We start from the raw sequence: 24966 nt of genomic DNA, 5'->3' as shown, positions 1-24966 counted from the left end.
CGCATGAACGCCGAGACCTTGATGCCAGAGAGGCCGCGCCTGCTGGCCAGCATCCTGCCCTCCGCCAATACGGTGGTGGAGCGCACCACCCAGGCGCTGCTGCGCGACCTTCCCGGCGTGGTGCCGATCTTCACCCGCGTCGCCAAACGCGGCGCGGTGGACCCCTTCCCGGACAGCTACGACTGGGACGCGATGATGCAGGCCGCCGAATTGCTGGCGGATGCCAAGCCGGATGCGATCATCTGGTCTGCAAGCAAAGGCGCGGTGATCGGGCTGGAGCATGACCGGGCGCTTGTGCGGCGGGTGCGGGACGCCACCGGCCTGCCCTGCGCCACCTCCGGCCTTGCCCTGCTGCGCGCGCTGGAACTGCTGGGCGCCAGCCGTGTCGCGCTGATCGGGCCGCATGCGGCGGACTACAACCATCGTGCCGCCCGCGGCCTGGCGGCGGAGGGGGTGGAGATGGTGGCGGAGGCCAGCCTCGGCATCACGGACAACCTGGCCTTTGCCTCGGTGGGTTATGAGGCGGTGGCGGCGCTGGCGCGGCAGGTGGCGCGGCCCGGGGTGCAGGCCATCATCCTGTGGAACACCAACTGCGCCGGCGCGCCGTTGGCCGCGGCGCTGGAGGCGGAGACCGGGATTCCGCTACTGGATGCGACCGCGCTCGGCGTCTGGGGCGGGCTCGGCGCGGCGGGCATCCTGGAAACCCCTGGCCGGGGGTGGGGGCGGTTGTTTACGCTGCCCGCAAAGGGGAGTGGCTGATGTCGGCTGGTATTTCGGTGCATGCTGTGGATGTGGCCAGCGGTCGGCCGGGCCTCGGGATGAAGGTGGAAATCCACCGCATCCTGCCCGATGGCAGCCGGCAATCCGTGGCGGAAGGCCGGCTCGGGGCCGATGGCGCGCTGCACCACCCGGTGACCAAGGGCGAGGGCGTGCAGGAAGGGGTGCATGAGGTGCTGTTCCATATCGGCGCCTTCTTCGCCGAATCGGCCAGCCCGCCACCGCCCTTCCTGGAACTGGTGCCCTTCCGCTTCCGCGTCTTCGACGCCAGCCTGCACTACCACCTGCCGATCAAATTCACCCCCTGGGGCTTCTCGCTGTATCGCGGCGCATGAGCGCGCTGCCAGCCGGCCTCCCTGGGGGCATGCCCCCCGCCAGCCGCGACCTGGCCGGCCGGGCCGGCGCGCCGGTTGCCGCCGCATGGCCGGGCGGCGCCAAGCTCGCCTTGTCCTTCGTGGTGAATGTGGAGGAGGGGGCGGAGCTGTCCCTCACCTCCGGCGATGCCCGCAACGAGGCGACCTATGAGGCGCGTGAGGAGGTGGTGGGCCACCCCGACCCCTGCATGGAAAGCCACTTTGGCTATGGCAGCCGCGTCGGCCTGTGGCGGATTCTGGATGCCTTCGACGCACATGGGGTGAAGGCCACTTTCTCAAGCTGCGGCCGCGCGGTGGCCGCGACGCCGATCCTGGCCGCCGAACCGCATGCGCGGGGGCACGAGATCTCGGCGCATGGCTGGCGCTGGGAGAGCCACGCAGGCATGGCGGAGACCACCGAGCGCGCCGTGATCGCCGCCACCGTCGCCGCGATCCGCGACGCCACTGGCGAACGTCCGGTCGGCTGGCACACGCGCAGCGCATCCTCGATCAACACGCGGCGCCTGCTGCAGGAGGAAGGCGGCTTCCTGTATGACAGCGACAGCTATGACGATGATTTGCCCCGGCTGATGCCCCGCCCCGATGGCACGCCGCATGTGCGCCTGCCCTATGCCTTCGACACCAACGACATGCGCTTCGCCCCCGGCGGCGGCTTCGTCCAGCCGGACGACTTTTCCCGCTATTGCATCGGCGCGATCGACTGGCTGCTGGCCGAGGGCGCGCCGCGCATGCTGTCCATCGGCCTGCATCTCCGCATCATCGGCCGCCCGGCGCGCATGCCGGGTCTGATGGCGGTGCTGCGGGATGTGGCGGGGCGCGAGGATATCTGGGTGGCGCGGCGCTGCGACATCGCCCGCCATTGGCTGACACAGGAGACGCTGCCTTGAGACTGCTGGTGGTCAACAGCAACACGACGGACAGCGTCACCAACCGCATCGCTGCGGCAGCGCGGCTTGCTGCATCCCCAGGCACAGAGATCGAGGCGGTCTCCGCCCCCTTCGGCCTGCCGCTGATTGTCACGCGCGCCGATTGGCTGGTGGCCGGGCCGGCGACGCTGGCCGCACTCGCCGCACGGCGCGGCAGCTACGACGCGGCGGTGATCGCCTGCTTCGGCGATCCGGGCCTCGATGCTGCGAAGGAATTGCTGGATGTGCCGGTGCTCGGCATCAGCGAGGCCGCCTTCCACGCCGCCTCCATGCTCGGCCGCCGCTTCGGCGTGGTGTCCTTCACCGCGGCGCTGCGGCCGATGTTCGAGGATTGCCTGGCGCATCACGGCCTCGCCGCCCGCTGCGCCGGTTTCCGCATGGGCCCCGCCTTCGCCGGCGACCCCGGCCTGGTGGCGGAAGAACGCGCCGAATTGCTGGTGGATCTCTGCCGGCAATCGGTGGAGCAGGACGGGGCGGAAGCGGTGATCCTCGCCGGCGGCCCGCTGGCAGGCCTGGCGCCCGTCATCGCGGATCGCGTGCCGGTGCCGCTGGTGGATGGCACGGCCGCGGCGGTGCGGATGGCTGAGGCCCTGGTCGGCCTGGCGCCACCCGGCGCCGCCCGCGCCAGGCGCTCCCGCGCGCTGACGGGCTTCGCGCCGGAGATCGCCGCGCTCTACGCCGCGGGCTGAGATGCGCCGACTTCTCCTGCTGCTGGCGCTGCTGGCCGCGCCGGCCGCGCAGGCGGACACCCTGGCCGCCTTCCGCATCACCCCCGCCGGCCGCGACGCACCGCAATCCCTGCTGATCCCCGGCTCGCACCAAGGCGAGGCCGGCCTGCCGTCCCCTGCGCCCTCCGTCTTCGAGGGCCGCGCCGCGCTGCTGCTGGAATCGGTGCAGGAGACGGAGGATGTTAGCGACCTGCTGCGCGCGCCGCGCGGCTTCGAGGTGCTGGCCCCCTTCCCGCCCGCCCAGCGCCGCCTGCTGGAAGCCGCCGCCGCCTGCGCGCGCCTCGGCGTTGAGCCGCTCAGCCCGATCGGCCTGTTCCTGGCCCTGATCGTCGCCAGCGCGGACGCCTCCTGCCCCGGCCTGCCCGCGCCACAGGCCACGGCAGGCCGCCCCGGCACCGGCGGCGACCCGGCGCACCCCACCTCCGGCGGTGACCCCGCGCTGCGCGCCCTCGCCGAGGCCCGCGCCATCCCCATCCAGGGCCTGGAAACACGGCGCGAGCAACTGACCGCGCTGCAACGCATGGGCGGCGATGCGCTGCTGCGGCTGGTGGCGCGGATGGCGGGCGAGATGCAGGAAAGCCGGCCGCCGGATGGCCGCTCCAGCCTCGATGCCGCGATGGTCCAGGCGCTGCTGACCGGGGATTTCGCGGCGCTGCGCACGCACACCCTGTCCACCATGGCCGCCGACCCGCCGCTGCGTGCCGCCTTCGCCCGCTTCATGCTGGATGAACGCAGCGCGCTTATGGCCAGGCGCCTGGCCGCGCGACTGCCGCGCGAAAGCCTGGTGATCGGCATCGGCGCCGCCCATGCCAGCGGGCCGGGCGGCGTCGTGGCGCTGCTGCGGCAGGCCGGCTTCACCGTGGAGCCGGTCCGCATCCCCACCCTGCCGCGGTAACCCAGGCACGGCGTTTGCATCCGGGTTCGTCACAAAACCCGGAGAGACCCGATGACGACCCGCCGCCAGCTTCTCGCCGCCGCCATGGCCGCCCCCATCGCCGCCCCTGCCCTGGCCCAGGGCGCCTGGCCGAACCGCCCGGTCCGCATCCTCAACCCCTACGCCCCCGGCGGCACCAGCGACCTGATCATCCGGCCGCTGACGGAACGGCTGGAACGCGCCTTTGGCCGGCCCTTCGTGGTGGAGAACCGGCCGGGCGCCGGCGGCACCGTCGCCACGGCGGAAGCCGCGCGCGCCGCGGCGGATGGGCACACGCTGCTGGTCTCCAACACCGGGCCGCTGGCGGTCGCCCCCTCCCTGTTTCGCAACCTGGCCTATGATCCGCAGCGTGCCTTTTCCTGGGTCAGCCTGCTCGGTGGTGCGCCCATCGTCTGTGCGGTGAAGGGCGACAGCCCGCTGAACACGCTGGCCGACTACAAGGCGATGGCCGCCCGGGCGCCGGAGACGGTGTCCTTCGGCTCCTCCGGCGTCGGCTCGGTCGGCCACCTGACCGGCGTGATGTGGGCGATGGAGGCCGGGGTGCAGATGCTGCATGTGCCGTTCCGCGGGGCGGCGGAAGCGCAGCAGAATGTGCTCGGCGGCAACACCACGTCCCTGTGGGACACCTCCGGCGCCAATGCGCCGGCGATCCGCGCCGGGACGCTGAAGGCACTGGCCGTTTCCTCCCCCGAGCGGGTCAGCGCATTGCCGGAGGTGCCGACCCTGGTGCAGAGAGGCTTCCCCGGTTCCGTTTCGACCAACTGGTTCGTGATGGCCGCGCCGGCCGGGCTGGACCCGGTGATCGCGGCGCGGCTGAACACGGAATTGCAGGCGGGACTGGCGGACGCCGCCATCAAGACGCGGCTGGAGAGCATTGGCGTGGTTTCGCTGGGGGATCTGAGCGCGGCGCGGATCGGCGAATTCGTTGCCGCCGAGGCGGCGCGCTGGGCGCCGGTGGTGCGTGCGGCGGGGGTGCAGCCGAGCTGAAGCGAGGCAACGCGCGACCCCTCTTCGCGCCGATGCGTCCGGGTGCCAGCATGTGCGGGCACCCGGACGAGTGATTGCAGATGCCTGAGCTTCCCCGGCGCAGCCTGCTCGCCTTGGCTGCGTCCTTCCCATGCCTGGCCGTGGCACAGACAGCGCGCTGGCCGAACCGCCCGCTTCGCCTCATCGTGCCCTTCCAGCCCGGCGCGGGCCCGGACCTGCTGGCGCGTGCCTATGCCCCGCTTCTGGCCGAGTTGCTCGGGCAGCCCGTGATGATCGAGAATCGCGCCGGCGCCAGCGGCCTGATCGGGGCGGAGGTCGCAGCGCGCGCCCCGGCCGATGGCTACACCCTGCTGCTGGCCGATGCCTTCGTCCTCACCATCAACCCCGCGATCCGCGCCAATTTGCCCTATGACCCGATCGGCAGCTTCGATCCGGTCGCGCTTGTCGGCGCCGATGACAGCGCGCTGGTGGTACGTGCCGACTCGCCCTTTCGCCGCGCGGCAGATGTGCTGGCGGCGGCAAAGGCGTGGCCAGGCGGGCTGAGCTATTCTTCCGCCGGCATCGGCAGCTCAACCCATATGGCGGCCGAGTTTCTCGAGCAGATGGCGGGGGTGGATTTGCTGCATGTGCCCTATCGCGGCAGCCCCCAGGCGCTGGCGGGCATGCTTACCGGGCAGGTGGACATGACCTTCACCACGATGAATGCGGCCATGACGGCGGTGCGAAGCCGCGCGGCGCGCCCCCTGGCCACAACCGGCGCGACACGCGACCCGGCGCTGCCGGAGGTCCCCACCTTCGCCGAGTTGGGTTTCCCAACCTACCAGGCGAGCGGCTGGCTCGGCTTCGTGGTGCCGGCGGGCACCCCATCGGACATCGTGGGCGAGTTGGCCGGCGCCATCGCGCAGGTTGCCGCCCAGCCCGGCCTCGCCCGGCGCGTGGCCAGCCTTGGCATGAAGCCCATCCAGAGCACCCCGGCCGCCTTCCGCGCTATCCTTCCCCCGGAGATCGCCCGCTGGAGCGAGGTGGCGCGCCAGGCCGGCGTACAGTTGGAGTGATGCGGCGGCTGGCGGCACACGCTGAGACCAACGCACCATGATCGCGGCCCGGCTGCGGCGCATCGGCGCGCTGGCGGCGCCGACGGCGGTGGTCGCGCTGCTGCAGGTGGTCGGACAATTGTTCGAGACCTGGTTGGCGGCGCGGCAGGGCACGGCGGCGCTGGCGGGATGGGCGACGGTGCTGCCCTTCGCGCTGCTGATGCAGATGATGTCGACGGGCGCCATGGGTGGCGGCGTGGTCTCCGCCATCGCCCGGGCGCTCGGCGGCGGGCGGCGGGACGAGGCCTCCGCCATGGTGCTGCATGCGGCGCTGATCGCGCTGACAGCCGGGCTGATCTTCGCGCTGCCGCTGGCGATCTTCCCGCACGCCATCTTCGGCGCCATCGGCGGCGCGGCGGTGGCGGAAGCCGCGGCGCCCTATGCGACTTGGCTGTTCGGGGCCGGGGCGGTGCCGGTCTGGATGACCAACACGCTCGCCTCCGTCCTGCGCGGCGGCGGGCGGCATGCGCTGGCGGCGCGGGTGCTGGTGCTGGCCTGGCTGGCGCTGCCGCCGGTGAGCTGGGCGCTGGCGGAGCCGCTGGGCATGGGGCTGGCCGGGCTGGGCGCAGGCATCGCGCTGGTATTCTGGGTGGCGACGCTGGCCATGGGCATCGTGGTGCTGCGCGGCGGCGCCGGCTTCGTGCCAAACCTTCGCATCCGGCCGCAGGCGGCGGTGTTCGGGAAGATTCTCTCGGTCGGGCTGGTGGCGAGCGGGCTGGCGGTGGTGGCGAACCTGGCCACCATCCTGGTGACGGCGCAGATGGCGGCCTATGGCGCTGTGGCGGTCGCGGCCTATGGCATTTCCGCCCGGCTGGAGTTCCTGATGATCCCGCTGGCCTTTGGGATCGGCTCCGCGCTGACGGCGCTGGTCGGGCGCGCGGCGGGTGCGGGGGATTGGGCGGAGGCGCGTGCGCTGGCCTGGACCGGGGCCGCGATGGCGCTGCTGCTGACCGGGGTGGCCGGGCTGGTGGTGGCGCTTTGGCCGGTGCAGGTGGCCTGGCTGTTCACGGATGATGCGGCGGTGGTGGCGATCGCGGCGCGGGGGCTGGCCTATGTCGGCCTCGGCTTCGGCGGCTTCGGGCTGGGCATGGCGCTGTACTTTGCCAGCCAGGGCGCCGGGCGCATGGGCTATCCGGTGGCGGGCGCTTTTTCGCGGCTGGCACTGGCGGTGGGCGGCGGGGCGCTGCTGGCCGGGCCGCTGGGCATGGGGATCGACGGGCATTTCCTGGGCGTCGCACTCGGCATCACCGCCTATGGCGCCGTGACCGCCGCCGGCGTGCGCGAGGCGGTCTGGCCGGGACGCGCCTGACGCGGCAGGATGCGTCGCAAGAATTGGGGGAACGCAGCCTTGGCCGAAACAGGCGAGCTTGCCGCCTTGCGCGACACCGCGCGCCGCTTTGCCGATGGCGAGGTCGCGCCGCGTGCGGCGGAACTCGACGAATCCGAAAGCTTCCCGGCGGATATCTACCGCGCGCTGGGCCAGCTTGGCCTGCTCGGCATCACGGTGCCGGAGGCGCTGGGCGGCGCGGAGGCCGGCGTGCAGGCCTATGCCATCGTCATGGAGGAACTGTCCCGCGGCTATGCCAGCGTGGCGGACCAGGTGGGGCTGGTGGAGTTGCTCGGCACGCTGCTGTCCGAGCACGGTACGCCGGCGCAACAGGCGCGTTACCTGACGCCGCTGCTGCGCTACGAGACAAGCTGCGCCTATGCGCTGACCGAGGCGGAAGCCGGATCGGACCTCGCCAACCTCAAGACCACCGCGCGGCGGGACGGCACGGATTGGGTGCTGAACGGCGAAAAGATGTGGATTCACATGGCCCCGCGCGCGGATTTCGCCGCGGTGCTGGCGCGGACCGACCCGGCGGCGGGCCATCGGGGCATGTCGATCTTCCTGGCCGACCTCAACGCGCCGGGGGTGGAGCGGCTGCGCGCGGAACACAAGATGGGCCAGCGGGCTTCGCCGGTCGGTGGGTTGCGTTTTTCCGATGTCCGGCTGCCGGGAGATGCATTGCTGGGGCCGGAGGGGCGCGGCTTCCACATGATGATGTCGGTGCTGGACAAGGGCCGCATCGGCATCGCCGCGCTGGCGCTCGGCATCCTGCAACGCGCGCTGGAGGAAAGCGTGAGCTACGCCAAGCAGCGCGTGCAATTCGGCAAGCCGATCGCGGAACAGCAGGCCATCCGCTTCCTGATCGCGGACATGGCGAAGGACGCGCATGCGGCGCGGCTGCTGGTGCGCGATGCCGCGCAGGGCATGGATGAAGGCCGCCGCGTGACACTGGAGGCCAGCATGGCGAAATGCTTCGCCAGTGACGCCGCCGTGGCTCGCACCGCGGATGCCGTACAGATTCATGGCGGCACTGGCTACATTCGCGGCGTGACGGTCGAGCGGCTGTATCGCGACGCCAAGATCACGCAGATCTACGAAGGCACCAACCAGATCCAGAGGGTCATCATGGCACGCGAGATTTTGTCGTGACGCGCCCCGTCGCACTCGTCACCGGCGCACGCCGTGGCATCGGCCGGGCCGCCTGCGTGGCGCTGGCCGCCAAGGGCTATGATGTGCTCGGCTGCGATATTGGCGCGGACGGGTTCGATGAGACGGCGCAGGCGGTGGAGGCGGAAGGCGGGCGCTTCGCCTGGCATCTCTGCGACGTGTCGGACCTCGGCCAGATCGAGCTTCTCGTCGACTGGGCATGGCAGATCTGGGGCGGGGTGGAGGTGCTGGTGAACAATGCCGGCGTCGGCGCCATGCAGCGCGGCGATTTGCTGGAGGTCTCGCCGGAATCCTGGGATCGCTGCCTGGACATTAACACCCGCGCGCCCTTCTTCGTCTCCCAACACGTGGCGCGGCGGATGGTGGCCGCGGGCGCGCCGGTGCGCGGCAATCGTTCGCTGGTCTTCATCTCCTCCGCCAATGCCGCGCTGGTCAGCGCCGATCGAACGGAATACAGCGCCAGCAAGATCGCCGTCAGCATGGTGGCGCGCTGCTTCGCCGTGCGCATGGCGGAGGAAGGCGTGCCGGTCTACGACATCCGCCCCGGCGTGATCCGCACGGACATGACGGCCGCCGTGACCGCGCGCTACGACCAGCGCATCGCCGAGGGCCTTTCCCCGGTGAAGCGCTGGGGCGAGCCGGAGGATGTGGGCCGCGCCATCGCCGCACTGGTCACCGGCGCCATTCCCTTCTCCACCGGCGATGCCTTCCACATCGACGGCGGCCTGCACATGCACCGCCTATGAAAATCGATCCTGCGCTGCTGCGCTATGAACAGGTGGAACCCGGCCTGGTCATTGAGACGGGCGGCATCACGGTGACGGAAGCCCACATCATCGCCTTCGCCGGTCTGACCGGCGATTTCTTCGACATCCACATGGATGATGATTATGCCCGCGGCCTGGGCTATCCCGGCCGCGTCGCACATGGCTTGCTGGGGCTGGCGCTGTGCGACGGGTTGAAAAACCGCGCGCCGCAAAAATTCGCGGCGATCGTGTCGCTGTCCTGGCGCTGGTCTTTTGCGGGTCCGATCCTGGTGGGGGACCGCATCGCGGCCCGGATCACCCTGCTGTCCAAGCGGCTGACGAAGAATCCGGCGCGCGGCATCGTCACCATGGATTTCGCGCTCACCAACCAGCGCCGTGAGGTCGTTCAGAAGGGGGAGAACGACCTCATGGTCCATACGCTACAGGTCGACGAAGGCGCCTGATTCCGAGCTACGCAGAATCGCCTCGATGGCGTGCAGCACGGGCAGGCCGGTGGCGCCGTCATTGGTCGGCGCGCGGCGCTCCGTGATGGCGGCGCACATCTCGGCGATCATGGCGCGGTGCGGGCTGTGGTCGAAGGCCATGGGGTCGGCGCCGCCACCGCCGGCCATGGCGCCCTCCAGGATCTCTACCTTGCGGCCCTTCACGTGCAACTCCAGCCGTTCCGCAACAAGGGACGCGCTGCCGCCGGTGCCGGCGATCTCGACGCGCTCGGGGTAGCCTGGTTCCGCCACCGTCGTCGCATCCAGCGAGCCGATCGCGCCGCTGGTGAATTGCAGCGCGGCGCAGGCCATGTCCTCCGTATCGATGGCGCGCAGCCCGCTGGTCTTGGCCAGGGCCCCGACGCGCGCCAGCGGGCCGGCGACGTGCAGCAGAAGATCCATCGTGTGGATCGCCTGGGTCAGCAGCACGCCGCCGCCATCGCGCGCCTTTGTACCCCGCCCGGTCTGTGCGAAATAGGCCGCATCGCGCCACCAGCGGATGGATGCGGAGCAGGATAGCAGCGTGCCGAGTTCGCCCGCCTGCACCGCCTGCTTCAGCCGCAGCGCGGCCGGGCGGAAGCGGTGTTGGAACACGACGCCGAGCGTCACCCCGGCATCCCGCGCCGCCTGCACCAGCGCCGTGCCCTCCGCCACGCTGCGCTCCAGCGGCTTCTCCACCAGCAGGTGCTTGCCCACAGCCGCCGCCGCCCGTACCACCGGCAGATGCGCGCCCGGCGGCGTCAATACCAGCACCAGGTCCAGCCCCGGCGCCGCCAGCAGCGCCTCCTGGCTGTCGAAGACCGGCGCCTTCCAGCGCTGGGCAAAACCTTCGCGCCGTTCCGCGCTGGGGGAGAGGCCGCCGATCAGCCGCGCGGTACCGGCTTCCTCCAGGTCCCGGATCGCCAGCATGTGCGGCTGGGTCGCCATGCCCAGCCCGACAATTCCAATGCCGATCATCGTACCGTTCCTTCCCGCATGGCTGCCAGGCACAGCACGTTCATCTCGTTCTCATAGGCGAGGCCCGCCGTCAGCGGCGCCTCCAGCGATTGCCGCACCGCCGCCTTCACCGCCTGCACGGCCACGGGGCTGAGCGCCGCCAGCCGGGCGCACAGCGCCCGCGCCGCATCTTCCAGCGCCTCATCGGGCACGAGCTGTTCCACCAGCCGCAGGCGCAGCGCCTCCGCGCCGTCGATCTGCTCGCCGGTCAGCAGCAGGCGCATCGCCTGGCCGAATCCCGCCACGCGCGGCAGCATCTGGGAGGCCCCGCCACCCCCAACCCAGCCGCGCGTCACTTCCGGAAAGCCAATGCGGCTGGACTCGGCGGCGATGCGGATGTCGGCGGCCAGCGCCAGCTCGAACCCGCCGCCCAGCGCCCAGCCCTTGATGGCGGCGACCACCGGCTTGCGGATGGCGCGCACGGCGCCGGGGTAGTCCGGCCGATGCCGGAAATCCCAGGCGGTACGGAACGCCTCGATGGCGCGCAGGTCCATCCCCGCGCAGAAGGCCCGCGTCCCAGCGCCGCGCAGCAGCACCGCGCGTACAGCCTCATCGGCATTGATGGCCTGCGCATGGGCGGCGAGCTGGGCGGCCATCGGATTCGTGATGGCGTTGTGCTTGGCCGGGCGGTCGAGCGTCAGCACCGCCACGCCATCCGTCACCTCCAGCGTCACCTGGCCGTCCTCCATCCCGTTTCCTCCCACGCACCGCGCCGCTAGACTGGTGGCAACACGGTTGGGGAAACGGGCGCAATGCGCAAGGTCACGGCGCAACAGGCGGCATCGCTGGTGCAGGATGGCGATACGCTGCTGATCGGCGGCTCCGGCGGCGGGCATGCCGTGCCGGATGCGCTGCTGGCGGCGCTCGGTACCCGTTTTCGCGACTCGGGCGCACCGCGAGGCATTACGGCGCTGCATCCGGTGGGCGTGGGTGATGGCGGCACTCGCGGCCTGGGTCACCTTGCGCAGAAGGGTTTGTTGCGCCGCAACATCGCCGGCAGCTATGTGAACAGCCCGCCGATCGGCGCCATGGCGCTGGCCGATGAGATCGAGGCCTGGTCCCTGCCGCAGGGCGCGCTCAGCCAGTTGATGCGCGAAATGGCCGCAGGCCGCATGGGCCTGTTTACCAAGACCGGCCTGCACAGCTTCGTCGATCCGCGCCTCGGCGGCGGCCGCCAATCCCCCTCCGCGAAGGAGGACCTGGTGGAGCTAGTGACTTTGCGCGGCGAGGAAATGCTGTTCTTCAAGCCCTACCACGTCGACATCGCCTTCCTGCGCGGCACCACGGCGGACGAAGACGGCAACGTCTCCATGGAGCAGGAGGCGGTGACGCTCGAAATGCTGTCCGAGGCGCAGGCGACGAAGCGTTGCGGCGGCATTGTCGTGGTGCAGGTCAAGCGCATGGTCCGCCGCGGCAGCCTGCACCCCAAGATGGTGAAGATCCCCGGCATATTGGTGGATCTGGTGGTGGTGGCGCCCGATCAGGAACAGACTTTCCTGACCCCCTACTCGCCGTCCTATTCCGGCGAGTTCCGCATCCCGCTGGATGACATTCCGCGCCTCAAGCTCGATGCCCGCAAGGTGGTGGCACGGCGCGGCACGCTGGAGTTGTTCCCCGGCGCCATCTGCAACCTCGGCTCCGGCATCTTCACCGGCATCGCCAATGTGGCGGCGGAGGAAGGCTGCCTGGATGCCATCTGCCTGACCAATGAACAGGGCAATATCGGCGGTGCCCCGGCCTCGGGCGGAGAAGCCGGTGCCGCGATGAATCCGGACGCCACGGTGGACCAGCCCTACCAGTTCGATTTCTACGATGGCGGCGGGCTCGACCTCGCCTTCCTGTCCTTCGCGGAGTTCGACGCGGCGGGCAATGTGAACGTCTCCCGCTTCGGCGGGCGCATCATCGGGCCGGGTGGCTTCATCAACATCAGCCAGAACGCGCAGCGCGTGATCTTCGGCGGCACGCTGACCGCCGGCGGCAAGCCGAAGGCGGTGGCGCAGGTGGAGCAAATCACCTTTTCCGGCGCCTTCGCCCGCGAACGCGGCCAAGCGGTGCTGTATGTGACGGAAGCGGCCGTCTTCCGCCTTGGCGAGTCCGGCCCGGAACTGACGGAAATCGCACCCGGCCTGACGGTGGAAGAGGTCTGCGGCCGCATGGCGTTCCGCCCCGCCATCGCGCCCGATCTGCGGGAGATGGAGGCGCGGCTGTTTGCGGAAGCGAAGATCGGCCTGGCCGCCCATATCGCCGGCCGTCCTGCCAAGCCCGCTTCCCCCCGCCTGGCCGAGCTATGAGCCTCGGCCTGGAAATCGGGGCGGAGGCGCGCTTCACCAAGACGGTGACGGAGCGCGACCTGCTGCTGACGGCGGAAATCACCGGCGACCACGACCCGCTGCATGTGGACGCCGCCTATGCCGCCACCACCTCCTTCGGGCAGCGTATCGCCCATGGCGCCCTGGTGCTCGGCGTGCTGTCCGCCACGGCCTCCGAAATCGCGCATCGCGCCATCGCCGCGGGCTGCGCGGGCGTGCCGGTTTCCCTCGGGTATGACCGGGTGCGCTTCCTCGCGCCGGTCTTCATCGGCGATGTGCTGGCGGCACACTACCGGGTGGAGATGCTGGACGCGGCGCGGGGCCGGTCGGAGGCCGCCTGCATGGTCGTGAACCAGAAGGGGGAGACGTGCCTGGTCGCCCGGCACATCCTGCGCTGGGTGCTAGCGCCCGGGTAACTGGGCAGTTTCCAGCGCCGCGGGACCGGGTTAAGCTGCGTAGGCAACCGGGCATTCGACCCGTAACCAGAGGGGAAATCATCCATGGAACGTCGTGCCCTGCTCGGCGGCATCGCCGCCGCAACCGGCCTTCTTGCCACGCCGCATGTGGCCCGCGCCCAGGCACCGATCACGCTGAACGGCGCCAGCCAGTTCAACGAGGAACACGTCTTCACGCGCGCCATGAAGCACTTCGCCACGAAGGTGCAGGAATATTATGGCCGCCCGGTGAATTTCGTCTGGCACCTGAACAGCTCGCTCGGGCTGGAAAAGCAGTATTTCGAGTATATGTCGGCCGGCCGCGCGGTTGATTTCGCCATCGTCAGCCCGGCGCACATGTCCACCTTCAGCCGCGCCGCGCCGTTCATCGACGCGCCCTTCCTGTTCCGTGACCTGGCGCATTGGAACAAGGTGCTGGACGGGGACATGCTGAAGCCCGTCTCGGACGAGGTGGAGCGCCGCGCCCGCGTCGCGCTGATCGGCTATGCCGGCGGCGGCACGCGCAACATCTTCTCGAACCGCCCGGCGTCCAACATGGCCGAACTGCGCGGCCTCCGCATCCGCGTGCAGGGCGCGCCGATCTGGTCGCGCACCTTCCAGGCGATCGGCATGGCGCCGCAGGTCATCGCCTATAACGAGGTCTACAACGCCATCCAGAACAACGTCATCCAGGCCGGTGAGAACGAGGCCGCGGGTGTCGAGCAGATGCGGTTCTACGAGGTCGGGCCGAACCTGATCATGACGGAACACGCCATCACCGTGCGGCCGCTCTGCTTCTCCGCCCAGACCCTGTCCCGCCTGCCGGCGCCGCTGCAGGAAGCGATCCGTCGCGCAGGCCGCGAGGCCGGCGTCTTCGGCCGCAATGCCGAGAGCAGCGAGGACGCGGCGAAGATCACGGCACTGGAATCGGCCGGCCGCCTCAAGAAGGTTGCCTTCACCCAGCGCGCCGAGATGAACGCCGCCGTTGCGCCGGTGATGGAAGCCTATGCGAAGGAGATCGATGCCGATCGCATCTTCTCCGCCATCAACGCACTGACCTCCTGAGTACCCGGGCGGGGCGCCATGTGCGCCCCGCCCTTCCTGACAAAATCCCCACAAGCGAAGGATACCCACCCGCATGCCGCCCCAAGGCGCGCGCGGATTGTTCCGCCGCATCACCGCGATCTATGCGCGAATACTCGAAATCCTGCTGGTGCTGACGGTCGTCGCCATCATCCTGCCGGTGACGATGCAAATCTTCGCGCGCTTCGTGGAATGGATTCCGCGCTACATCTGGACCGAGGAGCTGTCACGCTTCCTGCTGGTCTGGATGATCATGATCGGCGGCATGATCGGGGTGCGGGAGGGTACGCATTTCAACGTGGACCTGTTCCACAACCTGCGCGGTCGCGCCAAGGCGGCGATGGACATCCTGGCTTCGCTGTTCGTGCTCGGCCTCGCCTACGTCTTCATCGTCTATGGCTGGGAATTCACCGATACCGCCTGGTTCCGGATCAGCGAGCTGGCAGAACTGCCGCTCTGGACGATTCACATGGCCTGGCCGATCGCCGGCGTCACCTGGGTGATCTTCGCCGGTGAACGTGTGTGGGACGATTTGCAGATCCTGCTGCACGGTGAGAAGGCGGAGTCCTAATGGGCGGCAATGTGTTGGCCACGGGCGAAGCCGCGTGGATCATGTTCGGTATTTTCTTCGCCCTGCTGGCGCTGCGCGTGCCGGTGGCGGTCTCGCTGGGCATCGCCTGCCTGCCGGCCTTCATCCTGGAAGACCGCCTCTGGCCGATGATCTTGGTGCAGGAGACGTTCAACTCCTACAATTCCTTCATCCTGCTGGCGGTGCCCTTCTTCCTGCTGGCCGCCAACCTGATGACCGCGGGCGGCATCACGGACCGATTGGTCACGCTGTCACGCTCCATGGTCGGGCACCTTCCGGGCGGGCTGGCGCAGATCAACGTGGTGCTGTCCGTGTTCTTCGCCGGCATCTCCGGCAGTTCCACCGCGGATGCCGCGAGCCAGGGGCGCGTCTTCATTGAGGCGCAGATCAAGGAAGGCTATTCGCCGAGCTTCTCGGTCGCCATCACGGCGGTGTCCTCCGTGCTCGCCGTGGTCATCCCGCCCTCGATCCTGATGATCGTCTGGGGCGGCGTGCTGACCACCTCGATCGGCGCACTGTTCCTGGCGGGCATCCTGCCCGGGCTGATGCTGGCGATGTCGCAGATGGGCACCGTCCACGTCTATTCGAAGATCCGCAACTACCCGACCTACCCCAAGGCGAGCTGGAGCGAACTCGCCTACGCGCTGTTCATCTCGATCCCCGCCCTGATGACGCCCTTCATCATCATCGGCGGCAAGATCTTCGGCTGGTTCACGCCCACGGAAGCCGCCTGCATAGCGGTGCTCTACGCGCTGGCGCTGTCGCTGCTGGTCTATCGCAAGATGGACATGCGCGCGCTGTATGACGCCTTCAGCCGCACCGGCCGCTTCGCCGCCATCACGCTGTTCTGCGTCGGCACCGCCAGCGTCTTTGGCTGGCTGATGGCCTTCTATCAGATTCCGCAGGCGCTGCTGGCCGGCGTTTCTGCCTGGGATATGGGTCCGATCGCAGCCGGGTTCTTCATCGCCGCCACCTTCCTGGTGGTGGGCTGCTTCCTGGATGCGATCCCGGCCATCATCATCGTCGGCACCATCCTGCAGCCGATTGCGGCGGCGGCAGGCATCCACCCCGTGCATTTCGCGATGATCAGCATCGTCTCCCTCGCCTTCGGGCTGGTGACGCCACCCTATGGGCTATGCCTGCTGATCTGTTGTTCCATCGCGGGACTGCGGCTGGTGGATGTGCTGAAGGATGTGATCATCATGCTGGTGCCGATGTTGCTGGTGCTGATCCTGCTGATCCTTTGGCCCGACATGGCGCTGATGATCCCGCGCTTCCTGGAGCCCGGGTTCATGGAGTAGCCCAGGGGGGATCGCGGCGCGGTTGCGGAACGGCGGAGCGGGGCGCATTTACCGGGGGTGACGACCGACCCCTCCCCCCGCCCGCCCGCTGCCGCACCCGTCGCCTCCCTGGGGTTGCTGCTGCCGCATCTGCGGCCCTACCTCTCCCGCGCCCTCGCTGCCGGCTTTGCGCTGATTGCGGCATCCGGCCTGACGCTGGCGCTGGGCCAGGGTCTGCGGCATCTGATCGACAATGGCTTCGCCGGCGGCGCCACGGCGCTGGACCAGGCGGCGATCTTCATGGGCAGCGTGGTGGCGCTGCTCGCGGTCGCGACCTCCGCACGCTTCTACCTGGTGTCCTGGCTGGGGGAGCGGGTGGCCGCCGACCTGCGGCGGCGGGTCTTCAACCATGTGCTGTCGCTGTCGCCCAGCTATTTCGAGACGGCGCGCACCGGCGACATCCTGTCCCGCATGACGGCGGATGTGGCGCTGCTGCAATCGCTCATCGGCTCCGCCATCTCCATGGGGCTGCGCAACACGCTGACCGGCCTCGGCGCGCTGGCCATGCTGCTGGCGACCAGCGCCAAGCTGGCCGGCATCGTGCTGGCCGTGCTGCCGCTGGTGATCGTGCCGCTGGTGGTGTTCGGAAGGCGCGAACGCCGCCTGTCCAAGGTGGCGCAGGAACGCGTGGCGGATCTGGCGGCGACGGCGGAGGAGGCACTGAACGGCCTTCGGATCGTGCAGGCCTTCACCCATGAGCCGGAAGACCGCCGGCGCTTTTCGCGCGAGGTGGAAGGCTCGGTCGCCGCGGCGCTGCGGCGCATCGCCTCCCGCGGCTTTCTGATCCTGGCGGTGATCCTGCTGGGCTTCGGCGCCATCACCTTCAGCCTCTGGGTCGGCGGGCATGACGTGGTGGCAGGGCGGATGACGGGGGGCGAGTTGACCGCCTTCGTCTTCTACGCCGTGCTGCTGGCTTCCTCCGGCGCCTCGATGAGCGAGCTGTGGGGCGAGATCCAGCGCGCCGGCGCGGCCGCGGACCGGCTGCTGGAACTGCTCGCCGCCCGCCCGGACATTCCCGTCCCGGCGAGACCCACGGCGCTGCCGGAGCCGGCGCAGGGGCGCGTCGCCTTCGAGAACATCCACTTCGCCTACCCCACCCGCCCCGCCCAGAACGCGCTTGAGGATTTCTCCCTGGTGGTGGAGCCGGGGGAGACGGTGGCGCTGGTCGGCCCCTCCGGCGCCGGCAAGACCACGGTGTTCCAGCTGTTGCTGCGCTTCTACGACCCGCAATTTGGCCGCGTGCTGGTGGATGGGGTCGATGTGGCGCAGGCGGACCCCGCGGCGCTGCGCGGCCGCCTCGGGCTGGTGCCGCAGGACCCGGCGATCTTCTCCACCTCCGTCGCGGAGAACATCCGCTACGGCCGCCTTGGTGCCTCGGATGCGGAGGTGGAAGCGGCCGCGGTGGCCGCGGCGGCGGATGAGTTCATCCGCAAGCTGCCGCAGGGCTACGCCACCCATCTCGGCGCCCGCGGCGTGACGCTTTCGGGCGGCCAGCGCCAGCGCATCGCCATCGCACGCGCCATCCTGCGCGACCCGCCCATCCTGCTGCTGGATGAAGCGACCAGCGCGCTGGATGCGGAATCCGAGCAATCGGTGCAGAGGGCGCTGGAGGCATTGTCCCAGGGCCGCACCACGCTGGTGGTGGCGCATCGCCTGGCCACGGTGCGGAAGGCCGACCGGATCGTGGTGATGGAAGCCGGGCGCATCGTCGCGGTGGGCACGCATGACGCGCTGGTGCGGGCGGGCGGGCTCTATGCCCGCCTCGCCGCCTTGCAGTTCCAGGAAGTAGCCTGAAGCCAGACGGCTACTTACGCCCGGCGCGGCGGCTCCTCGTCCGGCAGGCAGCCGCCGGGGGTGCACTCGTCCACCGTCTTCGGCAGGTCGCGGGCCAGCCGGGCCAGCAGTTCCTGGCGCGAAAGGCCGGTCTGGCGGGTCAATTCATCCAGGGTCTCGGCGCCAATGGCGCGTTCGAGGCGATCGGGCGCCAAATCCTGGTTCGGGCCCTGGCGAACCCAGGACTCGGCCGTCTCGCCCTCGCCGGATTGGCGGAAGCGGTCCAGCAGGTCCCGCAGCCCGCCACTCAGCCCGCCGGAGGCCGCGCTGCCGCCGAGCAATCCGCCCAGCATGCCCTGAAGCCCGCCCTGCCCAGCCGGCGCCTGCCCGCCCGCACCCTTGGCGCCGTTCAGCATTTCGGAAAGCTTGTCGCGATTCTGGTAGCCGAGGACGGCCAGCACGCCCAGCAGGGCCGTCATGGAGGGGAAGCCGCGGCTCATGTTTCGCTCCGGATTATGGGCGAGCAGAACCCCGCGGCGAGGCCGGAGTTCCGGCCTGTGCCGTCAATCCGCGCCCGGTGCGGCGAAGGGCACGCCCACGGTCCGCACCAGCCAGGCCAGACGGTGGCGCTGTGCCGCCTGGGCATGGGCACGGCTGGCGGCCTCCGCCGCCGCGCCATCGCGTGCCCGCAGCGCGGCGAGGATCGCCTGGTGCTCGGCATGCGCCGCCTCCGCCCGCCCGGCTACGGTCAGCAGGCTGGGCAGCAGGGCCATGGTGGCGGAAATCAGCTCAAGGCTGCGCAGCAGGTAGCGGTTGTGGGCGGCGAGGTACAACAGGCCGTGGAGGCGCTGGTTGGTCTCGGCCAGGGCGCGCGCATCGGTGAACAGAGCCGGTTCGCTGGCGATCAGCTCGGCCATGGCGCCGATCTCGGTCGGGCTGGCGTGCTGGGCGGCGAGGCGCGCGGCGGCGCCCTCCAGCTCCTCCCGCATCACGTACAGTTCCACCACCTGCTGGTGGTCCGGGCGGGTCACGCTCAGGCCGCGGCGCGGTTCGTGGGTCAGCAGCCCCTCCGACTCCAGCCGCGCGATGGCCTGCCGGACCGGGGTGCGGGAGACGCCGAAGCGGGCGGCGAGGTCCGTCTCCGTCACCCGAAAGCCGGGCGCCAGCGCACCTTCGCGAATGGCGGCGCGGATGCGGCCATAGGCTTCCTGGCCGAGATCACGAGGCGGGGGCGGCTGGTCCATGCCAGGGGTGTAGCGCAGGCGGCTCGCGGAATGGAACAACCGACTGGACATCAGTGGATACGAGTGGATACAAGAATGCGCCAGTTCCACGGGAGAACCCAACAGTGCCGGATTTCGCGCGCCTTTATGACGTGCTGGTGGTCGGCGGCGGCAATGCCGCGCTCTGTGCCGCCATCACCGCGCGCCGGGCCGGCGCCTCCGTCATCCTGTGCGAAGCCTCCCCGCCGCCGATGCGCGGCGGCAATTCGCGCCACACCCGCAACCTCCGCGCGCTGCATCCCGAGCCCACCAAGGTGCTGACCGACAGCTACCTGGAGGAGGAGTACTGGGACGACCTCAACCGCGTCACCGGCGGCAAGACGAATGAGGACCTCGCCCGGATGTGCATCCGCGCCAGCCAGCACGCGCCGGATTTCCTGGCGAGCTGCGGCGTGGTGTTCCAGCCCTCGCTCTCCGGCACGCTGTCCCTGTCCCGCACCAACGCCTTCTTCCTCGGCGGCGGCAAGGCGCTGGTGAATGCGCTGTACCGGGAGGCGGCGAAGCTCGGCATCGTCACGCTGACGGATACGGAGGTGCACCACATCCAGGTGGATGACGGCTTCGCCAGCGAGGCCATCATCTCCCATTGCGGCTTTCCGCAGCGCATCCGCTTCAAGGCGCTGGTCGCGGCCAGCGGCGGCTTTCAGGCCAATCGCAATTGGCTGCGGGAGTATTGGGGCGATGCGGCCGATAATTTCCAGATCCGCGGCACCCCCTATGCCCAGGGCGCGGTGCTGAAGGATCTGCTGGCGCAGGGCGTGCAGCAGGTGGGCGACCCCACCCAGTTCCACGCCGTGGCCAATGACGCCCGCGCCCCGATGGAGGATGGCGGCCTGGCCATGCGGCTGGATTGCGTGCCGTTCAGCCTGGTGGTGAACCGCGATGTGAAGCGCTTCTACGATGAGGGCGAGGATGTCTGGCCGAAGCGCTACGCCATCTGGGGCCGCCTGATAGCCCAGCAGCCCGACCAGATCGCGCTGGCCGTCACCGACAGCAAGGCGGTGATGAACTTTCTGCCCAGCGTCTATCCGCCCTACAAGGCCGACAGCATCGCGGAGATTGCCGCCCAGGCCGGCTTCGATGCCGGCAAGCTGGAAAAGGTGGTCGCCGATTTCAACGCCGCCGTCCGCCCCGGCACCTTCCAGCCCATGGTGCCGGATGATTGCCGGACGGAGGGCCTCGTCCCACCCAAAAGCCACTGGGCGCGGCGCATCGACACGCCGCCCTACTACGCCTACCCGCTGCGACCCGGCATCACCTTCACCTTCCTCGGCGTGAAGGTGAACGACAAGGCGCGGGTGCTGATGGCGGATGGCAAGCCCTCCGCCAACATGTTCGCCAGCGGCGAGATCATGTCCGGCAATATCCTGGGCCAGGGCTACCTGGCCGGCTTCGGTATGACCCTCGGCACCGTCTTCGGGCGGCTGGCCGGTGAGGAGGCGGCGCGCCATGTCCGCAACTGAAATGAGCAAGCTCGACCTGCTGTTGCAGGAAGCGACCGAGATCGAATCGGACGCCTACCAGGATGCCCGCCGCCAGATGGCAGTGTGCAATGCCTGCCGCTACTGCGAGGGCTATTGCGCCGTCTTCCCGGCCATGGCCGCGCGGCGGGAATTCGAGAAGGCGGACCTGACCCACCTCGCCAACCTTTGCCACAACTGCAAGGGCTGCTTCCACGCCTGCCAGTACGCGCCGCCGCATGCCTTCGGCATCAACATCCCGGCGACCTTCGCGACGGTGCGGCAGGAAAGCTACGCCGAATTCGCCTGGCCCACCGGCATGGGCAAGCTGTTCGACCGCAACGGCACGCTGCTGGTGGCGGCGACGACCATTTTCGTGACGTTGGCGCTGGTGCTGACGGTGGCGCTGCGCGATCCGGCGGTACTGTTCTCCGCCCAGACTGGCACCGGCGCCTTCTTCCGCATCATCCCGCTCTGGCTGATCAACCTGCTGGCCGGCGCCAGCTTCGGCTTCGCGGTGGTCGCAATGGCCATGGGCGCCTATCGCTACTGGCGCGGCACCGGCGGCATGGGCGGCAGCTTCCAGCCACAGCCGGCGGTGGATGCGGCGGTGGATGTGCTGACGCTGCGGAACCTCGGCGGCGGCGGGCATGGCTGCAATGATTTCGACGACAGCTTCGCCCAGCATCGGCGCTGGCTGCACCAGGCGATGTTCTTCGGCTTCATGCTGTGCTTCGCCGCCACCAGCACGGGTGCGGTGTACCACCACGTATTCGGCTGGCATTCGCCGCATGCCTTCCTGTCCCTGCCCGTCCAGCTCGGCACCTGGGGCGGCGTGCTGCTGTGCATCGGCACGGCAGGGCTGCTCTGGGTGAAGACCGTGACGGACCCGGCGCCGGTGGCGCGGAAGCTGATGGGGGGCGAGTATGCGCTGCTCGGCCTGCTGTTCCTGATCGGCTCCACCGGGCTGCTGCTGCTGGCCATCCGCCACACCGGCGCCATGGGCATCATGCTGGCGCTGCATTTCGGCCTGGTGCTCGCGCTGTTCGTGGTGCTGCCCTATTCGAAGATGGTGCACGGCATCTATCGCGGCATCGCCCTGCTGCGGAATGCGCGGGAGAAGCGGCCCGCCTGAGGGGACTGGTCCATGCGGCATTTCTACGGCTGGGCGACGCCCAATTCCCAGCGCGTCTCCATCATGCTGGAGGAATGCGGCCTGGAATACGGCGTGACCGGCGTGAACATCCGCGCCCGCCAGCAATTCGCGCCCGAGATCCTGGCGCTGAACCCCTACGGAAAAATCCCCATCCTGGTGGAGGATGGGCGCCCGATCTTCGAAAGCGGCTCCATCCTGCTGCATCTGGCGGAGCGCCACGGCCTGCTGCTGGGGGAGGATCGGGCCACCACCCTGTCCTGGCTGATGGTGGCGCTGACCTCGCTCGGCCCCTTTACCGGCCAGGCGCATCACTGGACTGAACTGGCGCCTGAGAAGCCGGAAGCCGCCCGCGCCCATACCACCGCTTTGGTGGACCGGGTCTATCGACTGCTGGATGCGCGGCTGGCGCAGGCGCCGTATCTGGCCGGCGCCACCTGCTCCATCGCCGATATCGCGGCCTATCCCTGGGTGGCGAAGCATGGCTGGGCGGGGCGGACGCTGGATGGGACGCCGAATCTGGCCGCCTGGTTCAGCCGGATGGGTGAGCGGCCAGCGGTGCAACGGGGGATGGCGGTGCCGGCGGGGGCGCGGCTGGAATAGGGGAAAGATTTCCCCGCGTGCCCCGTTCATCATTTCCCGCTATGCTGCGCCGCCAAAGTGGCGATCCAAGGATGCACCGGATGAACGCGCAGACCCCGCCCCCCGGGCGCGAGCTGATGGCCAGGGGTACTGAGGCCCTGACCCGCTTCGTGGAACAGGCCCATGCGATGGGTGAGGTTGCCCGCAAGCAGATGGCCGCCATGGCCCCGGCGCTGGCCCCACCCCAGGTGATGGATGGCGCCGGCCCCACCGGCTCCGCCTTCTTCGGCCGCTCGCCCTTCGCGCTGATGGCCGATGCCATGGCCTATGCAGTGGATGCCTCGCAGCGTTCCGTCCTGTTCTGGGACACGATGCGCCAGGCCGGCAACGACTTCACCGCGCATGAGAAGGCCGGCTGCCCGCCGGTGTTGATCTTCGAATGGGACATGGTGGTGGATGGCCGGCACCTGCCGCGCCGCTGCAACTACGCCCTGGTCCGCATCAAGCCGCCGGAGGGGGTGCGGGAGGCCGATCCGGCCATGCGCCCCTTCGTCATCATCGACCCGCGCGCTGGCCATGGCGCGGGCATCGGCGGCTTCAAATCGGACAGCCAGGTGGGCGTCGCGCTCCGCCGCGGCCATCCCGTCTATTTCGTGATCTTCTTCCGGGACCCGGAGCCGGGCCAGACCATCCTCGACATCACCGAGGCCGAGGCGATCTTCCTCCGCAAGATCCATGAGCTGCACCCGGAGGCGCAGCGCCCGGTGGTCATCGGCAATTGCCAGGGCGGCTGGGCGGTGATGATGCTCGGCGCGTCCGAACCTGAGCTGACCGGCCCGCTGGTGCTGAACGGCGCGCCGCTGTCCTACTGGGCCGGCGAGAAGGGCCGCAACCCGATGCGCTATACTGGCGGCCTCGCCGGCGGGTCCTGGCCCGCGGCGCTGCTGGCCGATCTCGGCAATGGCACCTTCGACGGCGCGAACCTGGTCTCCAACTTCGAGAGCCTGTCCCCCGGCAACACCAAGTTCCGAAAATACTACAACCTGTACGAGAAGGTGGACTCCGAGGCCGAGCGCTTCCTGGAGTTCGAGCGCTGGTGGGGCGGCTACTTCCTGATGACCCGCGACGAGATCCGCTGGATCGTCGAGAACCTGTTCATCGGCGACAAATTCGCCCGCGGCGAGATCTCCGCCGGCAAGGGCGCATCCTTCAACATGCGCTCGGTGAAATCGCCGATCGTGATCTTCGCCTCGGCCGGCGACAACATCACCCCGCCCGGCCAGGCGCTGCGCTGGATCGCGGACGTCTATCGCGACGAGCAGGAGATCAAGACCCTCGGCCAGACCATCATCTACCTGGTGCATGACGAGATCGGCCATCTCGGCATCTTCGTCTCCGGCAAGGTGGCGAACAAGGAACACACGGAAATCGCCAATACGCTCGACCTGATCGAGAGCGTGGCGCCCGGCCTTTACGAACTCCGCATCACCGGCACCGCCGGCAGCGGGCTGAACACCGGCTATCAGGTGGAGCTGGTGGAAAAGACCGTGGCCGATATCCGCGTGTTCTCCGCCGATGCGGAGAATGAGGCGTTTCCGGCCGTGGCGCGCATCTCCGCGCTGAACCAGATGATCTACGATCTGTTCGCCAGCCCCATCGTGCGCCAATTCGCCACCGAGGAATCGGCCGAGCTGCGCCGCCAGATGAACCCGATGCGGGCGCGCCGCTACCTGGTGAGCGACGCCAACCCGATGATGAAGCCGCTCGGCGCCATGGCCGACCTGGTGCGCGCGAACCGCCAGCCGGTGGCACCCGACAACCCCTTCGTCGCCATGGAACGCGCCTGGGCCGACAGCGTCGAGCGCAGCATCGATTCCTGGCGCGACTGGCGCGATTCCATGCAGGAAACCGCCTTCCACGCGGTCTACGGCACCCTGTCCGCGCTCAACGTCGCCTCCGAGCTACCCACCATCGATGTGCCGCCGGAACTGGCGGGCGAAACGCCGGATGTGCGCGCGGCGCTGGATCGGGTGGCGGAAGGTGGCTATGCGGAAGCGGTGGTGCGGATGATGATCCTGCTCGCCAAGGCCCGCGGCGGCGTGCGGCGCAACCGGCTGGCACGCTCCAACGCCCTGCTGACGACGGAGGAGCCCTTCGCGCAGCTCACCGCCTCCGCCCGCCAGGCGCTGATCCGGGAACAGACCGTGGTGGTGGAAATGGCGCCGGGCGAGGCCTTCGACACGCTGGTGAAGCTGCTGGCCACCGCCGAGGACCGCCGCCGCGCCCTGGCGACGGTGGCGGATGTGGCTGGGCCGGAGGAGGAGTTGGGCGAGCCGGCCCTGGCCATGCTGTCCCGGCTCCGGGGGCTGCTGCTACCGGCCTGATCGCGGCGATTCAT

25 protein-coding genes are annotated in these 24966 nt (G+C 69.6%); 21 read left to right on the top strand and 4 right to left on the bottom strand.

Annotated features, from left to right (window positions below; translation table 11 throughout):
• Positions 1–3 precede the first annotated feature (3 nt).
• From ACFHNC_RS06160 to ACFHNC_RS06110, 11 genes are all read left to right on the top strand, one after another.
• Positions 4–759, top strand: a complete 756-nt coding sequence (locus tag ACFHNC_RS06160; protein ID WP_437168343.1) for a maleate cis-trans isomerase family protein — start codon at positions 4–6, stop codon at positions 757–759.
• Entirely contained in the window at positions 759–1112 is a 354-nt protein-coding gene (locus ACFHNC_RS06155; RefSeq protein WP_437168342.1) for a hydroxyisourate hydrolase, read from the top strand. Before ACFHNC_RS06160 ends, ACFHNC_RS06155 begins: the two co-directional genes overlap by 1 nt.
• A 29-nt stretch (positions 1113–1141) precedes the next feature.
• Positions 1142–2038 (top strand): polysaccharide deacetylase family protein, encoded by an 897-nt coding sequence (locus tag ACFHNC_RS06150; protein ID WP_437168341.1) that lies wholly within the window; start codon positions 1142–1144, stop codon positions 2036–2038.
• Positions 2035–2766, top strand: a complete 732-nt coding sequence (locus ACFHNC_RS06145; protein WP_437168340.1) for an aspartate/glutamate racemase family protein — start codon at positions 2035–2037, stop codon at positions 2764–2766. Before ACFHNC_RS06150 ends, ACFHNC_RS06145 begins: the two co-directional genes overlap by 4 nt.
• 1 nt (position 2767) lies before the next feature.
• Positions 2768–3700 carry a TraB/GumN family protein gene (locus ACFHNC_RS06140; protein WP_437168339.1) on the top strand — a complete coding sequence of 311 codons (933 nt, stop codon included), beginning with the start codon at positions 2768–2770 and terminating at the stop codon, positions 3698–3700.
• A gap of 51 nt (positions 3701–3751) precedes the next feature.
• Positions 3752–4726, top strand: a complete 975-nt coding sequence (locus ACFHNC_RS06135; RefSeq protein ID WP_437168338.1) for a Bug family tripartite tricarboxylate transporter substrate binding protein — start codon at positions 3752–3754, stop codon at positions 4724–4726.
• 80 nt (positions 4727–4806) lie between these two features.
• A complete protein-coding gene (locus ACFHNC_RS06130; protein WP_437168337.1) occupies positions 4807–5781 on the top strand; it encodes a Bug family tripartite tricarboxylate transporter substrate binding protein in 975 nt (324 codons plus the stop codon).
• A gap of 37 nt (positions 5782–5818) precedes the next feature.
• Positions 5819–7129: an MATE family efflux transporter gene (locus ACFHNC_RS06125; protein ID WP_437168336.1), complete on the top strand. Its 1311-nt coding sequence runs from the start codon at positions 5819–5821 to the stop codon at positions 7127–7129.
• A gap of 39 nt (positions 7130–7168) precedes the next feature.
• A complete protein-coding gene (locus ACFHNC_RS06120) occupies positions 7169–8299 on the top strand; it encodes an acyl-CoA dehydrogenase family protein (protein ID WP_437168335.1) in 1131 nt (376 codons plus the stop codon).
• Positions 8296–9063 (top strand): 3-ketoacyl-ACP reductase, encoded by a 768-nt coding sequence (locus ACFHNC_RS06115; RefSeq protein WP_437168334.1) that lies wholly within the window; start codon positions 8296–8298, stop codon positions 9061–9063. Before ACFHNC_RS06120 ends, ACFHNC_RS06115 begins: the two co-directional genes overlap by 4 nt.
• Positions 9060–9527 (top strand): MaoC family dehydratase, encoded by a 468-nt coding sequence (locus tag ACFHNC_RS06110; RefSeq protein ID WP_437168333.1) that lies wholly within the window; start codon positions 9060–9062, stop codon positions 9525–9527. Before ACFHNC_RS06115 ends, ACFHNC_RS06110 begins: the two co-directional genes overlap by 4 nt.
• Here the strand turns inward: ACFHNC_RS06110 and ACFHNC_RS06105 are convergent.
• Together ACFHNC_RS06105 and ACFHNC_RS06100 are read right to left on the bottom strand one after the other, a co-directional pair.
• Positions 9504–10523: a Gfo/Idh/MocA family protein gene (locus ACFHNC_RS06105; protein ID WP_437168332.1), complete on the bottom strand. Its 1020-nt coding sequence runs from the start codon at positions 10521–10523 to the stop codon at positions 9504–9506. The two genes, ACFHNC_RS06110 and ACFHNC_RS06105, sit on opposite strands and share 24 nt — an antisense overlap.
• The gene (locus ACFHNC_RS06100; protein WP_437168331.1) at positions 10520–11251 is read right to left on the bottom strand and encodes an enoyl-CoA hydratase/isomerase family protein; all 732 of its coding nucleotides are present in this window, start codon (positions 11249–11251) and stop codon (positions 10520–10522) included. Before ACFHNC_RS06100 ends, ACFHNC_RS06105 begins: the two co-directional genes overlap by 4 nt.
• Before the next feature lie 63 nt (positions 11252–11314).
• Between ACFHNC_RS06100 and ACFHNC_RS06095 the strand changes: the two genes are divergently transcribed.
• The 6 genes from ACFHNC_RS06095 to ACFHNC_RS06070 all read left to right on the top strand — a co-directional run bounded on the left by ACFHNC_RS06095 (position 11315) and on the right by ACFHNC_RS06070 (position 18111).
• A complete protein-coding gene (locus tag ACFHNC_RS06095) occupies positions 11315–12853 on the top strand; it encodes an acyl CoA:acetate/3-ketoacid CoA transferase (protein WP_437168330.1) in 1539 nt (512 codons plus the stop codon).
• Positions 12850–13287, top strand: a complete 438-nt coding sequence (locus tag ACFHNC_RS06090) for a MaoC family dehydratase (protein ID WP_437168329.1) — start codon at positions 12850–12852, stop codon at positions 13285–13287. Before ACFHNC_RS06095 ends, ACFHNC_RS06090 begins: the two co-directional genes overlap by 4 nt.
• 84 nt (positions 13288–13371) lie before the next feature.
• The gene (locus tag ACFHNC_RS06085) at positions 13372–14370 is read left to right on the top strand and encodes a TRAP transporter substrate-binding protein (RefSeq protein ID WP_437168328.1); all 999 of its coding nucleotides are present in this window, start codon (positions 13372–13374) and stop codon (positions 14368–14370) included.
• Between the two features lie 73 nt (positions 14371–14443).
• A complete protein-coding gene (locus ACFHNC_RS06080) occupies positions 14444–14959 on the top strand; it encodes a TRAP transporter small permease (protein ID WP_437168327.1) in 516 nt (171 codons plus the stop codon).
• Between the two features lie 41 nt (positions 14960–15000).
• Positions 15001–16278, top strand: coding sequence for a TRAP transporter large permease (locus ACFHNC_RS06075; RefSeq protein ID WP_437168326.1), 1278 nt, complete (start codon positions 15001–15003; stop codon positions 16276–16278).
• 57 nt (positions 16279–16335) lie between these two features.
• On the top strand, positions 16336–18111 hold the full coding sequence (locus tag ACFHNC_RS06070; protein WP_437168325.1) for an ABC transporter transmembrane domain-containing protein: 1776 nt from the start codon (positions 16336–16338) through the stop codon (positions 18109–18111).
• Between the two features lie 14 nt (positions 18112–18125).
• Here ACFHNC_RS06070 and ACFHNC_RS06065 read toward each other — a convergent pair whose 3' ends face one another.
• Entirely contained in the window at positions 18126–18590 is a 465-nt protein-coding gene (locus ACFHNC_RS06065) for a YidB family protein (protein WP_437168324.1), read from the bottom strand.
• A 63-nt stretch (positions 18591–18653) separates the two neighbouring features.
• On the bottom strand, positions 18654–19373 hold the full coding sequence (locus tag ACFHNC_RS06060) for a GntR family transcriptional regulator (protein WP_437168323.1): 720 nt from the start codon (positions 19371–19373) through the stop codon (positions 18654–18656).
• A 65-nt stretch (positions 19374–19438) separates the two neighbouring features.
• Here ACFHNC_RS06060 and tcuA point away from each other — a divergent pair, with 65 nt between their 5' ends.
• The 4 genes from tcuA (at position 19439) to ACFHNC_RS06040 (ending at position 24952) form a co-directional block, all read left to right on the top strand.
• Complete coding sequence (gene tcuA / locus ACFHNC_RS06055) at positions 19439–20836, top strand: FAD-dependent tricarballylate dehydrogenase TcuA (RefSeq protein ID WP_437168322.1); 1398 nt, start codon at positions 19439–19441, stop codon at positions 20834–20836.
• Positions 20823–21968: a tricarballylate utilization 4Fe-4S protein TcuB gene (gene tcuB / locus ACFHNC_RS06050; protein ID WP_437168321.1), complete on the top strand. Its 1146-nt coding sequence runs from the start codon at positions 20823–20825 to the stop codon at positions 21966–21968. The genes tcuA and tcuB overlap by 14 nt, the downstream gene beginning before the upstream one ends.
• Positions 21969–21980: 12 nt before the next feature.
• A complete protein-coding gene (locus tag ACFHNC_RS06045; RefSeq protein WP_437168320.1) occupies positions 21981–22589 on the top strand; it encodes a glutathione S-transferase family protein in 609 nt (202 codons plus the stop codon).
• Between the two features lie 80 nt (positions 22590–22669).
• On the top strand, positions 22670–24952 hold the full coding sequence (locus ACFHNC_RS06040; RefSeq protein WP_437168319.1) for a DUF3141 domain-containing protein: 2283 nt from the start codon (positions 22670–22672) through the stop codon (positions 24950–24952).
• Positions 24953–24966: the final 14 nt, after the last annotated feature.

Source organism: Falsiroseomonas sp. E2-1-a4, from assembly GCF_051433165.1.
Lineage (GTDB): Bacteria > Pseudomonadota > Alphaproteobacteria > Acetobacterales > Acetobacteraceae > Falsiroseomonas.
Note: the sequence above shows the minus strand (reverse complement) of the source record. Positions and strands in the feature narration are given on the sequence as shown.